Source organism: Aliirhizobium wenxiniae (assembly GCF_014201355.1).
GTDB classification, from domain to species: Bacteria; Pseudomonadota; Alphaproteobacteria; order Rhizobiales; family Rhizobiaceae; genus Neorhizobium; species Neorhizobium wenxiniae.
Genome location: NZ_JACHEG010000002.1, coordinates 1103342 through 1116355 on the forward strand (window position 1 = coordinate 1103342; position 13014 = coordinate 1116355).

At 58.2% G+C, this 13014-nt stretch carries 15 protein-coding genes, 1 tRNA gene and 1 riboswitch; of the genes, 6 read left to right on the plus strand and 10 right to left on the minus strand.

Annotated elements, in window-relative coordinates:
- The first annotated feature begins 238 nt into the window (after nucleotides 1–238).
- On the plus strand, nucleotides 239–490 hold the full coding sequence (locus tag HNQ72_RS13230; protein ID WP_244654374.1) for a KTSC domain-containing protein: 252 nt from the start codon (nucleotides 239–241) through the stop codon (nucleotides 488–490).
- Between the two features lie 82 nt (nucleotides 491–572).
- Here HNQ72_RS13230 and HNQ72_RS13235 read toward each other — a convergent pair whose 3' ends face one another.
- Nucleotides 573–1304 carry a Crp/Fnr family transcriptional regulator gene (locus HNQ72_RS13235; RefSeq protein ID WP_183992675.1) on the minus strand — a complete coding sequence of 244 codons (732 nt, stop codon included), beginning with the start codon at nucleotides 1302–1304 and terminating at the stop codon, nucleotides 573–575.
- A gap of 171 nt (nucleotides 1305–1475) precedes the next feature.
- On the opposite strand from HNQ72_RS13235, the gene HNQ72_RS13240 reads away from it, so the two are divergent.
- Complete coding sequence (locus tag HNQ72_RS13240) at nucleotides 1476–1628, plus strand: hypothetical protein (protein ID WP_183684937.1); 153 nt, start codon at nucleotides 1476–1478, stop codon at nucleotides 1626–1628.
- Nucleotides 1629–1754: 126 nt separating this feature from the next.
- On the opposite strand, the gene HNQ72_RS13245 is transcribed toward HNQ72_RS13240, so the two are convergent.
- Nucleotides 1755–1828: transfer RNA gene (locus HNQ72_RS13245), tRNA-Gly, on the minus strand.
- 121 nt (nucleotides 1829–1949) lie between these two features.
- Nucleotides 1950–3041, minus strand: a complete 1092-nt coding sequence (locus HNQ72_RS13250) for a 2'-deoxycytidine 5'-triphosphate deaminase (protein WP_183992676.1) — start codon at nucleotides 3039–3041, stop codon at nucleotides 1950–1952.
- A 149-nt stretch (nucleotides 3042–3190) separates the two neighbouring features.
- Nucleotides 3191–3268, plus strand: a riboswitch (SAM riboswitch).
- A 46-nt stretch (nucleotides 3269–3314) separates the two neighbouring features.
- Between HNQ72_RS13250 and HNQ72_RS13255 the strand changes: the two genes are divergently transcribed.
- Both HNQ72_RS13255 and apaG read left to right on the plus strand, forming a co-directional pair.
- Nucleotides 3315–4493, plus strand: coding sequence for an O-succinylhomoserine sulfhydrylase (locus HNQ72_RS13255; protein WP_183992677.1), 1179 nt, complete (start codon nucleotides 3315–3317; stop codon nucleotides 4491–4493).
- A 219-nt stretch (nucleotides 4494–4712) separates the two neighbouring features.
- On the plus strand, nucleotides 4713–5105 hold the full coding sequence (gene apaG / locus HNQ72_RS13260) for a Co2+/Mg2+ efflux protein ApaG (protein WP_183992678.1): 393 nt from the start codon (nucleotides 4713–4715) through the stop codon (nucleotides 5103–5105).
- Between the two features lie 25 nt (nucleotides 5106–5130).
- Here apaG and HNQ72_RS13265 read toward each other — a convergent pair whose 3' ends face one another.
- The 4 genes from HNQ72_RS13265 to HNQ72_RS13280 form a co-directional block, all read right to left on the minus strand.
- A complete protein-coding gene (locus HNQ72_RS13265) occupies nucleotides 5131–5691 on the minus strand; it encodes a hypothetical protein (protein WP_183992679.1) in 561 nt (186 codons plus the stop codon).
- Between the two features lie 18 nt (nucleotides 5692–5709).
- Nucleotides 5710–6696, minus strand: coding sequence for an Hsp33 family molecular chaperone (locus HNQ72_RS13270; protein WP_183992680.1), 987 nt, complete (start codon nucleotides 6694–6696; stop codon nucleotides 5710–5712).
- Between the two features lie 195 nt (nucleotides 6697–6891).
- Nucleotides 6892–7809: an ornithine carbamoyltransferase gene (argF, locus tag HNQ72_RS13275; RefSeq protein WP_183992681.1), complete on the minus strand. Its 918-nt coding sequence runs from the start codon at nucleotides 7807–7809 to the stop codon at nucleotides 6892–6894.
- Between the two features lie 52 nt (nucleotides 7810–7861).
- Complete coding sequence (locus HNQ72_RS13280) at nucleotides 7862–9058, minus strand: aspartate aminotransferase family protein (protein WP_183992682.1); 1197 nt, start codon at nucleotides 9056–9058, stop codon at nucleotides 7862–7864.
- A 405-nt stretch (nucleotides 9059–9463) separates the two neighbouring features.
- Here HNQ72_RS13280 and HNQ72_RS13285 point away from each other — a divergent pair, with 405 nt between their 5' ends.
- Entirely contained in the window at nucleotides 9464–10003 is a 540-nt protein-coding gene (locus HNQ72_RS13285; protein WP_183992683.1) for a GcrA family cell cycle regulator, read from the plus strand.
- A 199-nt stretch (nucleotides 10004–10202) separates the two neighbouring features.
- Nucleotides 10203–10637: a PACE efflux transporter gene (locus HNQ72_RS13290; protein ID WP_183992684.1), complete on the plus strand. Its 435-nt coding sequence runs from the start codon at nucleotides 10203–10205 to the stop codon at nucleotides 10635–10637.
- A 79-nt stretch (nucleotides 10638–10716) separates the two neighbouring features.
- On the opposite strand, the gene phoB is transcribed toward HNQ72_RS13290, so the two are convergent.
- Genes phoB through pstB form a run of 3 tightly spaced genes read right to left on the minus strand, consistent with a single transcriptional unit; the run spans nucleotide 10717 to nucleotide 13006 of the window.
- Nucleotides 10717–11400, minus strand: coding sequence for a phosphate regulon transcriptional regulator PhoB (gene phoB, locus HNQ72_RS13295; protein WP_112458346.1), 684 nt, complete (start codon nucleotides 11398–11400; stop codon nucleotides 10717–10719).
- 29 nt (nucleotides 11401–11429) lie between these two features.
- Nucleotides 11430–12143: a phosphate signaling complex protein PhoU gene (gene phoU, locus HNQ72_RS13300; RefSeq protein ID WP_183992685.1), complete on the minus strand. Its 714-nt coding sequence runs from the start codon at nucleotides 12141–12143 to the stop codon at nucleotides 11430–11432.
- Nucleotides 12144–12190: 47 nt separating this feature from the next.
- On the minus strand, nucleotides 12191–13006 hold the full coding sequence (gene pstB / locus HNQ72_RS13305) for a phosphate ABC transporter ATP-binding protein PstB (protein WP_148148315.1): 816 nt from the start codon (nucleotides 13004–13006) through the stop codon (nucleotides 12191–12193).
- Nucleotides 13007–13014 lie beyond the last annotated feature (8 nt).

Sequence of the window (13014 nt, forward strand, 5' to 3'; positions counted from 1 at the left end):
ATGCGAAAGATGACAAACACATTTTCAAAAAAGCAAAGTCGAACCGAACTCCCGCTCACATTTCCGACAGATGCAATACAACAATGAAAACTTCCTCGCGTATTGTCACGATTATTTCCCAGACCCGCAACACAACAATTTTTTATTTACTTGATTTTCGCTCCCCAATAACAGGCCTACACACGCGGACGCTGCAAAACATATTAATAGATCAATTTATCCTTATTGACTCGATGGCATGCCCGACTATCTTCAATGCAGGGAGGCTGGAGAAGCAGGATGGGAACTCATGCGTATCCACCTCAGATCAAAGCTTATCGATTCCATCGAGTATGACGAAATGTCGTTCCGCATGACGGTATTCATGTCCAACGGGCAGGTCCGCGAGTTTTGCGAGGTTCCCGTCGTTGTCATCGCTGATCTTTGTGATGCAAGTTCGCCTGGCAACTATTACATGCGCGCGATTCGTAATCGATATCCTGCGCCCTGAAATCATGCCGGCATACCAACCAAGACGGGTGGTCGTTGATGGCCTTATCCGGCTGCGGTGCTGGAACGCTGAGACGCAGCCTTCAGTCTAGCCCAGAAAAAGCGAACAGCTCGGACATTCTGAGTTCTAGCTGCCACGGCGTAATTCGCCGCACCAAGCCCTTCTTCTCCAACGTTTTCATCGCTCGTGTCACGGTCTCTGCTGAGGTTCCGATGTGGTCAGCGATATCATGCCTGGATATTGGTACCGTAAGCACCTGATTTTCATCGTCGAAATGTTGAGCATGGCCGCAACAGTCGACGAGAAAAACCGCGAGCCGTCGTGTAACGTCGAGTGCTCCCATAACAATAAGCCGCCGTTGAGCCAGCCGAATGTCATGACTGGCCTTTAAGAGCAATTTCTGCTGGATACGAGGGCGGCGTGGAAGATATTTCTCCAAATCCTTGATGGGAAATTTATACGCTGTGCAATTGGTCACGGCTTCCGCCGAGTTGAAAAAACAGCCATCACGAGGCAAACCGAAGAAGTCGCCGGGCCAAAACAACGCCACGCTTTGTCGAACCCCGTTACGGATCGTATGCCTTCCCTGAACAACTCCCTCATCCAGATAATACAGGTGTTTTGCTCGTTCGCCCTGCATGAAAATCGGAGCGGAGTGAGCCTTTACTGTGAGAAGTTCACCAAGCAGCAGAAGCTCAGTCCTCTCGCTAGGTAGCAGTTCGATAGTCGATCCATTTTGGTCACTCGACTGCCATGGATGTTCAGCCCGAAGAGCCAAACTCGGCTGATCGGTTCGTGCGGCACGGAATTTCATTTTAACCTAACAGTCTAGGTGGTCGCACAAAAGTCGCTCTCAAACTGACTTTTGTCAGTGCGTCGCACCTCTATCGCTGCAAGTTATGACCCGCTCCATCGGCAGATTCTTTGATTAGGAACAAGCGGATGGAATTTTACGCAGTGCGATAATCATTGCAGGGAGCCATGCTTGGAGGATTTCATCGCGCGCAAGAATATCGAGCGCTATAAAAAGCTGCTGGAGGAACGGAGCTGGACCGCTCTGGAGCGGCAAACGCTTTTAAACCTCATCCAAGAAGAAGAGCATAAGCTGATTAGCAAGGGGTCCGGCCGCGACAAATAAACCGCACCGCCTTTACCGAAAGTGGCGGTCACCGCACATCGTTGCACGTAGCTACACGCACGCGAGTGCCTAGCCTTATCTTCCTAGGCACTTTGTCATTTTAATAAACACTGATGGCAAAATCGCTGGAGCGGGTGAAGGGAATCGAACCCTCGTATTCAGCTTGGGAAGCTGCTGCTCTACCATTGAGCTACACCCGCTTGCGCCACGCAGGTTTCCAACAACGGATGGCGGCTGTCAAGGCCGGGTGGGTTGTCTGCGGCATCGGGATTGGTCGAGCAAATCCGGTTCGAAACGCCCAACCGGGACCGAGCGTGACGCTCAGCCGCGGAAATGCTTGGAGAGTTTCAGGCCCTGAGCCTGATAGTTCGAGCCGAGGCCCGAGCCGTAGAGGCCTTCCGGAGCCTGCAGCATATGCTCGTAGACGAGGCGTCCGACGATCTGGCTGTCTTCGAGGATGAACGGAACCTCGTGGCTGCGGACTTCCAGGACGGCGCGGCTGCCACGGCCGCCTGCGGCTTCGTGTCCGAAGCCCGGATCGAAGAAACCTGCGTAATGGACGCGGAATTCGCCGACCAGCGGATCGAAAGGGGTCATCTCTGCGGCATAAAGCGGCGGCACGTGCACGGCCTCGCGGGAAACTAGAATATAGAACTCATCGGGATCGAGGATCAGCTCGTTGCGGCCGCGGCTATAGAGCGGCTCCCAGAAATCGAAGACATCGTGCTGGGCCTTCTTGTCGACATCGACAACGGCCGTGTGGTGCTTGCCGCGATAACCGATCAGGCCGTTGGCATCGCCCTTCAAATCGATCGACAGCGCGATGCCGCCGCCCGAGACGTTCGGCGTCGAGGACGCGACCAGCGTTTCGGTCTCGTGGAGATGCAACAGTTCCGGTTCGGACAAGATGGCATTGCCGATGCGGAAGCGGATCTGCGACAGGCGCGAGCCCTGGCGGGCGACGATCGGGAAGGTGCGCGGCGAGATTTCGAGATAGAGCGGACCGCGGTAACCGGCCGGGATCTTGTCGAATTCCTGCGCATGATCGGTGATGACGCGAGTGAAGATATCGAGGCGGCCGGTTGAGGATTTCGGGTTTGCCGAGGCGGACATATTTGCCGGCAGATCGAGGCTTTCCATCAGCGGCACGATATAGACGCAGCCGGTTTCCAGAACCGCACCTTCGGACAGATCGACGACATGCAGCTTCAGCCGGTCGAGCTTGTCGGAAACAAGGCTGTTGGGGCCGGGCATGAAGGAGGCGCGAACGCGAAAGGCCTTGGCGCCGAGGCGCAGGTCGAGGCTTGCGGGCTGGATCTGATCGTGGTCGAGTTCACGCTCGGAGATCAGCCGTCCCGTTTCGAAGAGCGCCGCTATTGCGCGGTCCGCCAGAATTCCCGTTTCGCGTGCCATGACATTTCTTTCCCGCGTTTCGACCGGGCGAAACGCAATTCCGGATTTACAGCGTCTCTTGCGCACCCATTGGGCGCGCGGCGCTGTCGTTTGGCGGTGACAAAACCAAATGAAGGCCATTGACGCAAGCGGATGCGAGGCGTAAGCCCGATTTATCCCGTGGTGATTTGCCGGTCGGCTTGCAGCCACGTTAAACAAGTGGCTAAAAAGACCGGGTTGCTAAAACCGGTCTGCTTTCGCGGCCGGTTTTTTTGTTTTGGATTGAGGACTGACATGACAAACAAATGGCGCCCGGCAACTACACTCGTTCACGGCGGTACGCTGCGCTCGCAATATGGCGAGATGTCCGAAGCGATCTACCTGACGCAGGGCTTTGCCTACGACAGTTCGGAAGCCGCGGAAGCGCGGTTCAAGGGCGAGACCGACGGTTACATCTATGCCCGTTACGGCAGCCCGACCAATGACATGTTCGAAAAGCGCATGTGCGCGCTGGAAGGTGCGGAAGAAGCCCGCGCCACGGCATCCGGCATGGCCGCCGTTTCCGCCGCCCTGCTCTGCCAGCTGAAGGCCGGCGATCATATCGTTGCAGCCCGCGCGCTGTTCGGCTCGTGCCGCTGGGTGGTCGAGACGCTTGCTCCGCGCTACGGCATCGAATGCACGCTCATCGACGGTCGCGATCTCGCCAACTGGGAGAAAGCCATCCAGAAGAATACCAAGGTGTTCTTCCTCGAAAGCCCGACCAACCCGACGCTCGAAATTGTCGACATTGCCGGCGTAGCCAAGCTCGCCAACCAGATCGGCGCGAAGGTGGTGGTCGACAACGTGTTCGCCACGCCGCTTTTCCAGAAGCCGCTGGAACTCGGCGCTCACATCGTCGTCTATTCGGCCACCAAGCATATCGATGGCCAGGGCCGCAGCCTTGCCGGCGTGATCCTTTCCGACAAGGAATGGGTGGATGAACACCTGCAGGATTATTATCGCCACACGGGCCCGGCCATGTCGCCTTTTACCGCCTGGACGCTGATCAAGGGTCTTGAAACCCTGCCGATCCGCGTCAAGGCGCAGACCGACAACGCCTCCAAGATCGCCGACTTCCTGGCCGAGCACAAACACGTCGCCAAGGTCATCTATCCGGGCCGCAAGGACCATCCGCAGGCCGACATCATCGCCAAGCAGATGACCGGCGGATCGACGCTGGTCTGCTTCGAGCTGAAGGGCGGCAAGGAAGCTGCCTTCAAGCTGCAGAACGCGCTGGACGTGGTGACCATTTCCAACAATCTCGGCGATACGCGCAGCCTGATTACGCATCCAGCAACGACGACGCACAAGAACCTCACCGACGAGGCACGTGCAGAGCTCGGCATTTCGCCCGGCACCGTGCGTTTCTCGGCCGGCATCGAGGACGGCGAGGATCTGCTTGAAGATTTTGCCAAGGCTCTGGCTTCTATCTGAGGTCTTTCCGGCCCGTCGATATGGTGAATCCGGTGTTCGGATTCACCATATCAGTTATCCCTAATTCCAAGAATAGATCACAGTTTCTCGCGTAAACCGCGAGTTTTCTTGACGTTCGATGCCGCGTGTACGATATGCGGGGATGTAGATTCCATGTTCTACGGCGTGGTTGGCGTGCAAGAAACGATGTCCGGCGCTGTAGTTTTGAGGTATTTGTCCATGTATCGCGCCCGGACAAGAGATATAGAAGTTGCCGTCGAGCCGTTCTATCTGGAGGAGCAATCCAGTCCGGAAGACAGCCGCTATGTCTGGGGTTACCGCATCGTCATCGAGAACCACTCGATTCATACGGTAAAGCTCGTTCATCGCTACTGGCATATTACCGACCAGAACGGCCTCGTGGATGAAGTGGATGGGCTCGGCGTTGTCGGCGAACAGCCGCGCCTACAGCCGGGCGACAGCTATGAATACTCTTCGGGCTGCCCGCTCGACACGCCATCCGGAATGATGTTCGGCCACTACGACATGCAGACGGAAGAAGGCGAGGTCTTCAAGGTCGACATCCCCGCCTTCTCGCTAGATTCCCCCGGGCTGAACCGGGTGCTGAACTGAGGCTCTGATGACCGGGCGGGCCTTATTAACTATCGGCTGAAATTCCAGTTTCCAACAGAAGTGCTTTTCGCGTTCCCATGACATCCAACTGGATGTTCATGCCTGAAACCTCCCAACTCCATGGCGGCTCAACGAAGGTTGACCAGAGTTTTTCACCAGTGACTTTCCAAACAGCGAACTCCAGTTCCGCGGACATCAGGATATAGTCACCCTGCCGACTCCAGCCAAAAAAGCCACATTCAGTCCAGTCTTCGAATATTCTCTTTCGGCTGAGCAGATTATATCCTAGCAGGCGCTCTCCTGCCCCCACGAACAGCATTGATGCTTCGGGAACAAGCAGGATGCCGGGTTTTAATGTACCTTGAGCATCCTGATATCTCTGAGTTATGACTAGCTCTGGCCATAGATGAGAAGCATCCGCGCGATCGGCATTTGCTTTAATGGCGATAAACAGGTCACGCCCGTCATCCTCGGCTGGAACCACGCGATCGACAAAAACGGCGTTGCCAACGTAGCTCTGGTAAAGATCAGGAAGCCTGCCATCTTCGATTAGCAGCTTCCAGTCTCCAGCCTCAACAGTCAGCAACACCGGTATTCCTTACTCTCAGGCCGGAGCGAATTCCGCCACTTCGTAACGATAGGTGGTCGAGCAGAATTCGCAGGTGACGGCGATCTGGCCGTCTTCCTGGCTTGCCTCGATCTCTTCTGCCGTGAAGCCGGCAAGCACGCCCTTGATCTTGTCGCGCGAACAGCTGCAGCGGTCGAAAACCGTCTGCGGCTCATAGACCCGCACGCCACGCTCGTGGAACAGCCGATAGAGAAGCCGCTCGATGGCGACCTGCGGATCTGTCAGTTCGTCGGTATCGATCGTCTCGACCAGCGAACGGGCCTCATCCCAGGCGTCATCGGAAACATTGGTCTCGCGCTCGTCGCCGTCACCGCCGTGGAGATCCGGATGACGCATGCGCTCCGGCGCCTGGGGTAAAAACTGGGCAACCAGACCGCCTGCCCGCCAGTTATGACGCGGCTTGCCGTCTTCATCGCGGTCGAAAAGCTCGGCCACGCCAAGACGGACACGGGTCGGTATCTGTTCCGACTGACGGAAATAGACGCCGGCAATCTCTTCCAGCGACGAGCCGTCCATCGGCACGATACCCTGATAGGGCTGCATGCCCTTGCCCTGATCGATGGTGAAGGCGAGCACGCCCTGACCGAGAAGCTCCGGCGGCGACGTCTTGCCATCCTTGACGGCAGCAGCCAGTGCATCCTCGTCGTAACGGGCATAGGCGCGAAGCGCATCCGGCGTGGAGAAATCAGCCACGAGAAGATCGACCGGTCCGTCGCCCTTGGTCTGAACGGTGAACTTGCCATCGAATTTCAGCGAAGTACCAAGCAATGCGGTCAGCACCAGTGCTTCGGCAAGCAGCCTTGCAACCGGCGCCGGATAATCATGGCGACCCAGAATGGTGTTGAGAAGCGGCCCGAGCTGCACCGCACGGCCACGAACATCCAGGCCTTCGACCTGGAAGGGAACAACCCTGTCGTCTCCGGCAAAGTGGAGGTCCTTCAGTTCCACGGTTGCTTCTGCCATCATCTTACTCCTTCACACCGATCGTCTCGGGTCTTGCCCCCGACCTTTACACAAACAGGCCAGCAAGCGGAACCGCTGGGCCGCTTGAAAATGCCAGGGATGTCTGTTGAAGCGCCGGCATGAAAGCACGGCGCATTTGAAAGCCGACAGATGGTGGCGGCTTCAATCCAATTCAAGACCGAGACCGGTACCGGCTCAGATTGCGCCGAAGCACCATGCCAGAATGGACTTCTGGGCGTGGAGACGGTTTTCGGCCTCGTCGAAGACAACCGATTGCGGGCCGTCGATCACGGCGTCGGTGACTTCCTCGCCACGGTGAGCCGGAAGGCAATGCATGAACAGCGCATCGGGCTTGGCCTGCTTCATCAGCGCTTCATTGACCTGATAGGGTTGGAAGATGTTGTGGCCGCGCGCCTTGTGTTCCTGGTTCATCGACACCCAGGTATCGGTGACGACGACATCGGCGCCTGCAACCGCACGCTCGACATCATGGGTCAGCATGATCTCGCCGCCGTTGTTGCGCGCCCAGTTCAAGAACTTGTCATGCGGCTCGGAGCCCATCGGGACGGCCATGTTCATGCGATAGCCGAAACGGGCCGAACCTTCGACCAGCGAATGCAGCACGTTGTTGCCGTCACCCGTCCAGGCGATCGTCTTGCCGGCAACGGGACCGCGATGTTCCTCGAAGGTCATCAAGTCGGCCATGATCTGGCAGGGGTGGGTGTCGTCGGTCAGCGCATTGATGACCGGGACCGTCGCATGCTCGGCAAGCTCGATAAGGCGCTTGTGATCGGTGGTGCGGATCATGATCGCGTCGACATAACGCGACAGGACCTTGGCGGTGTCGCCGATCGTCTCGGCGCGGCCGAGCTGCATTTCGGTGCCGGACAGGAACAGCGTCTCGCCGCCCAGCTGGCGCATGCCGACATCGAAGGAAACGCGGGTACGGGTGGACGGCTTCTCGAAGATCATGGCCAGCATCTTGCCGGCCAGCGGCTTGTCAGCCGTGCCGGCCTTGGTTGCCTGCTTTCGCACCTTCGCATCATCGAGGATGGAGCGCAGGTCGCCCGCCGACACAGCGGAAAGATCGAGAAAATGCTTGGGAGATGCCATTACCTTGTTCCCTAAAGGAGGGAACCCAGACAGGCGCCCTCTCTACGTATTCTTAAGCGGATTTCTTCAGCTGTTCAGCCGACAGCACCTCGGCGGCGCGCTCGATGCGGCGCAGACCTTCTCGCGCCTCCTCGGCGGTGACGACAAGCGGCGGCAGAATGCGCACGACGTTATCGCCCGCCATGACGGCCAGCATGTGCTGATCGCGCATGCCGGAAATCAGATCGCCGGCCGGTACCTTCGCCTTGATGCCAAGCAGAAGGCCTTCGCCGCGAATATCCTCGATCACCGTCGGGAAACGATCCTTGAGCGCTGCAAGGCCCTGGCGGAAGACGAGCGCGACATCACGGACGTTTTCCAGGAAGCCGTCAGCCAGCACGATATCGAGTACGGCATTGCCGCAGGCCATGGCCAGCGGATTGCCGCCATAGGTCGTGCCGTGGATGCCGGGCTTCATGCCGGATGCAGCTTCTGCCGTTGCAAGGCAGGCGCCGAAGGGGAAGCCGCCGCCGATACCCTTGGCGATCGCCATGATGTCCGGGGTGATGCCGGCCCATTCGTGGGCAAAGAGCTTTCCGGTACGGCCGACGCCGGTCTGGACTTCGTCGAGGATCAGCAGCAGACCTTTTTCGTCGCAGATGCGGCGCAGCTCGCGCATGAATTCCTTCGGAACCGGACGCACACCGCCCTCGCCCTGGATCGGTTCGATCAGCAGCGCACCGGTGTTTTCGTTGATCGCGGCGTTCAGCGCATCGAGATCACCGAACGGGACCTGATCGAACCCCTGAGCCTTGGGACCGAAACCCTCCATATATTTTTCCTGACCGCCGGCGGCGATCGTTGCGATCGTGCGGCCGTGGAAGGCACCTTCAAAGGTGATGATATGGAATTTTTCCGGGTGCCCCTTGGAATAGTGATAACGGCGGGCCGTCTTGATGGCGCATTCCAGCGCTTCCGCACCCGAATTGGTGAAGAAGGCCTTATCCGCAAAGGTTGCGTCGACGAGGCGGCGCGCCAAACGCTCCTGCTCCGGGATTTCGTAAAGATTGGACAGATGCCAGACCTTCTCGGCCTGCGACTTCAGCGCTTCGACGAGATGCGGATTGGCATGGCCGCAGGAGGTGACCGCGACGCCCGCACCAAAGTCGAGATATCGCTCGCCGCTTTCCGTCACAAGCCAAACGCCTTCGCCGCGCTCAAAGCGCAGCGGGGCCCGGGCAAAGGTGTCGAAAAGCGCAGATTCAGCCATGGCGGCTCACTCCTAATGCATCCGATTGCGGATATTCCAAAAAATCAAAATGCCGCCCTCGGGGCGGCCGCGGCACTATCGCCACTCAGCCCTGCGATGTCAACAAAACTCGCGGAATTACGGGGTTTCTGGACATTTTGCTGCGCGGACGCAACCCTGCCGACAGCTGTGACATAAATGACTCTCTCAGACAGCAAGTTGGGGAAAACCGGGAAATCGATTCGTGGCGATTCCGGGGACTCTTGTCACGGAGTCTGCGGACCTCTAGGTTAAAGATCAATTACTAGACTGCATGCGGCGGAACTAGTCACCAAAAGCATAGATATAGTGCCTGTTGCGAGATGTATCACGCGACATTGGTGAGGGATTCTGCATGCCACCAACGTTCAAAGGCGGAGAACGGGCATGAATTGGACGGACGAGCGCGTTGAAAAACTGAAGAGGTTGTGGTCGGAAGGCTTGAGCGCCAGCCAGATTGCCGCACAACTTGGAGGCGTAAGCCGCAATGCCGTGATCGGCAAAGTCCATCGCCTCAATTTGCCGGGCCGCGCAAAGGCGGGCGGCACGATCGCGACGAACCGTACGGCAAAGCGCCCAGCAGCAACTGCGCCCCGTCCCCAGCAGACATTCGCCGCCCGTCCGGCAGCACGCCCGGTCGCCCGTCCGGTCGGCGCAACCGCGCTCAAGGAAGAAGTCGAGTTCGAGGCTTCGCAGGAACTGGTCTACCGTCCCGCTTCCAATGTTGTTCTGCCGATTTCCCGCAAGCTGGCGCTGACCGAATTGACCGAACGCACCTGCAAGTGGCCCGTCGGCGATCCGCTGACGGACGATTTCCACTTCTGCGGCTGCGAGTCCCCGGATAATTCGCCCTACTGCACCTACCATGCGAAGCTCGCCTACCAGCCGGTCAACGAGCGCCGCCGTCCGAGCGCCGCACGGGCCTAAGTTCGGCACCATAAACGATGATCAAGCGGGCTTCGGCCCGCTTTTTTTGTTTCCCATGCTGCGGATTCTGCAAGGCAGCCTTGCCCGCCTGCACCTTGCCTCCTGCGCCACAAACACCTATCTGAGGCTCCGTGAGGACGGCCTCCCCCAGAATGGGCATGAAACCGGGACGACCCGGAAAACCCAAAGGGGGTACACAATGCGTACGACACGCGACCGTATTCGTCACGCGATCAGCTTCGAAATCATCGGGCTTGCCATTTTTACGCCGCTCGCCTCTTTTGTTTTCGGCATACCGGTCGAACATATTGGCGTCGTCGGCATCGTTTCGGCAACGCTCGCGACCGGCTGGAACTATCTCTACAATCTCGGCTTCGACCACCTGATGCAGAAGTATCGTGGCGGCACGCAGAAAACCATGGCGCTGCGCATTGCACATGCGGTTCTGTTCGAACTCGGACTGCTGATCGTGCTGATGCCCTTCATCGCCTGGTATCTCGGCGTGAGCCTGATGCAGGCGCTGGTGATGGATATCTCGTTTGCGCTGTTCTACCTGGTCTATGCCTTCTTCTTCAATCTGGCCTATGACCGGATCTTTCCGCTGCCCGAGTGGCAGAAAGAAGCCAAGGCCTGAAGGGCCAAAATGCTTCAGCCCGAGGCGGATGACCGCACTCGGGCTGAGAAATTTTCATCAAGGATCTTAATCCTGCAGATCAGGATTCCATCGAATAGCCGGCACCGCGAACGGTGCGAATGACATCCTGCATGTTGGAGAAATTCAGCGCTTTGCGCAGACGACCGACATGCACATCGACGGTTCGTTCATCGACATAGATGTCGTGACCCCAGACGCCATCCAGAAGCTGAGAGCGCGAGAAGACGCGGCCAGGCGAGACCATAAGGAATTCCAGGAGACGGAATTCGGTCGGGCCGAGACGCACTTCACGGCTCTTGCGATGAACGCGATGGGTCTCGCGATCAAGCTCGATATCACCACATTTCAGTACGCTGGAGAGAACCTCCGGCTTGGCACGGCGAAGCATCGCCTTGACGCGCGCCATCAGTTCCGGCGTAGAGAAGGGCTTGACGACATAGTCGTCGGCACCGGTCGCGAGACCGCGAACACGTTCGCTTTCCTCGCCGCGCGCCGTCAGCATGATGATCGGCAAGCGCTCGGTCTCTGGCCGCATGCGCAGGCGCCGGCAAAGCTCGATGCCGGAAACGCCAGGCAGCATCCAGTCGAGAACCAGAAGATCCGGAGCACGTTCCTGAAGCCTGATTTCGGCCTCATCACCTCTCAGAATGGTTTCGACCTCGTAGCCTTCGGCTTCGAGATTGTAACGGAGGAGGACGCTCAGCGCCTCCTCGTCTTCCACGACCGCAATTCTCGGCTGCATACTAGATACACTCCATCAGACAGGCAAAATCAGTCGGCAATCGCGCCAACGGTATTCGCCGTGTCGTCCTTGGGGCGCTCTCCTTCCGGCACAGCACCCGTCGTCATGTAGTAAATGGTTTCAGCGATGTTGGTCGCGTGGTCACCGATACGCTCTATGTTCTTGGCGCAGAACAGAAGATGCGTGCAGGTGGTGATGTTGCGCGGATCTTCCATCATGTAGGTCAGAAGTTCGCGGAAGAGCGACGTGTACATGGCGTCGATTTCTTCGTCGCGCAGGCGGATAGCTTCAGCCTTTTCGGCCGAACGGCTGGCATAAACATCCAGCACATCCTTCAACTGAACCGCTGCGAGATCGGAGAGGTGCTCCAGGCCGCGGGCGAGCTTGCGCGGAACGCCATGGCCCTGAACCGCGATGACGCGCTTGGCGGTGTTCTTGCCCAGATCGCCCACACGCTCGAGGTCAGCAGCGATACGCAGCGTACCGATGATTTCGCGCAGGTCGTTTGCAACCGGCTGGCGCTTGGCAATCGTCACGATTGCCTTGTCCTGGATCTCGCGCTCGGCGTGGTCGAGGATCACGTCGTCGGAGATGACCTTCTGGGCAAGGGCGGAGTCGCCATGGACCAGAGCGCGCACGGCATCGCCGCACATCTGCTCGGCAAGGCCACCCATTTCAGAAATGCGGCGGCGCAGATACTTCAGTTCTTCGTCGTAGGCAGAAAGGATATGACTTGATACCATCTTCTTGTCCTCAAAATCCGTAGCAGCGGGCAACAGGCAACGGCCGATCAGCCGAAGCGGCCCATGATGTAATCCTGGGTGCGCTGGTCATCCGGATTGGTGAACATCTTGTCCGTGTCGTTCTCTTCGACCAGCTGGCCGAGGTGGAACATTGCGGTGCGCTGCGAAACGCGAGCGGCCTGCTGCATCGAGTGCGTGACGATGACGATCGTGTAGTTGGCGCGCAGTTCGTGGATGAGTTCCTCGACCTTGGCCGTTGCGATCGGGTCAAGCGCCGAGCAGGGCTCATCCATCAGGATGACTTCCGGCGAAACAGCAACCGCACGGGCGATGCAGAGACGCTGCTGCTGACCACCGGAGAGACCGGTGCCGCCTTCATGCAGACGATCCTTGACTTCCGCCCAGAGGCCGGCGCGCTGAAGGCTGGCCTCGACGATCTGGTCCATATCCGCCTTGTTGCGGGCAAGACCGTGGATGCGCGGGCCGTAGGCGATGTTTTCGTAGATCGACTTCGGGAACGGGTTAGGCTTCTGGAACACCATGCCGACGCGGGCGCGAAGTTCCACGACGTCGATTTCCTTGTCGTAGATATCGTCTTCATCAAGGGTGATCTTGCCGGTGACGCGGCAGCCCTCGATCGTGTCGTTCATGCGGTTCAAGGTGCGCAGGAAGGTCGACTTGCCGCAACCTGAGGGGCCGATCAGCGCCGTCACCGTGTTTTCGCGGACGTTAAGGTTCACGTCGAAAAGCGCGCGCTTCTCGCCGTAATAGACCGATACGTCCTTGCCAATCATCTTGTACGCGACTTCATTCATCTTCTTGTCCAGCGCCTTCTCAACTGCTGCTTCTGACAACATATTCATTGTGTCGA

Coding starts and splice junctions, on each gene's coding strand:
- HNQ72_RS13230 (WP_244654374.1), top strand. CDS start 239: ATGCCCGACTATCTTCAATGCAGGGAGGCTGGAGAAGCAGGATGGGAA.
- HNQ72_RS13235 (WP_183992675.1), bottom strand. CDS start 1,304: ATGAAATTCCGTGCCGCACGAACCGATCAGCCGAGTTTGGCTCTTCGG.
- HNQ72_RS13250 (WP_183992676.1), bottom strand. CDS start 3,041: ATGGCACGCGAAACGGGAATTCTGGCGGACCGCGCAATAGCGGCGCTC.
- HNQ72_RS13255 (WP_183992677.1), top strand. CDS start 3,315: ATGACAAACAAATGGCGCCCGGCAACTACACTCGTTCACGGCGGTACG.
- apaG (WP_183992678.1), top strand. CDS start 4,713: ATGTATCGCGCCCGGACAAGAGATATAGAAGTTGCCGTCGAGCCGTTC.
- HNQ72_RS13270 (WP_183992680.1), bottom strand. CDS start 6,696: ATGGCAGAAGCAACCGTGGAACTGAAGGACCTCCACTTTGCCGGAGAC.
- argF (WP_183992681.1), bottom strand. CDS start 7,809: ATGGCATCTCCCAAGCATTTTCTCGATCTTTCCGCTGTGTCGGCGGGC.
- HNQ72_RS13280 (WP_183992682.1), bottom strand. CDS start 9,058: ATGGCTGAATCTGCGCTTTTCGACACCTTTGCCCGGGCCCCGCTGCGC.
- HNQ72_RS13285 (WP_183992683.1), top strand. CDS start 9,464: ATGAATTGGACGGACGAGCGCGTTGAAAAACTGAAGAGGTTGTGGTCG.
- HNQ72_RS13290 (WP_183992684.1), top strand. CDS start 10,203: ATGCGTACGACACGCGACCGTATTCGTCACGCGATCAGCTTCGAAATC.
- phoB (WP_112458346.1), bottom strand. CDS start 11,400: ATGCAGCCGAGAATTGCGGTCGTGGAAGACGAGGAGGCGCTGAGCGTC.
- phoU (WP_183992685.1), bottom strand. CDS start 12,143: ATGGTATCAAGTCATATCCTTTCTGCCTACGACGAAGAACTGAAGTAT.
- pstB (WP_148148315.1), bottom strand. CDS start 13,006: ATGAATATGTTGTCAGAAGCAGCAGTTGAGAAGGCGCTGGACAAGAAG.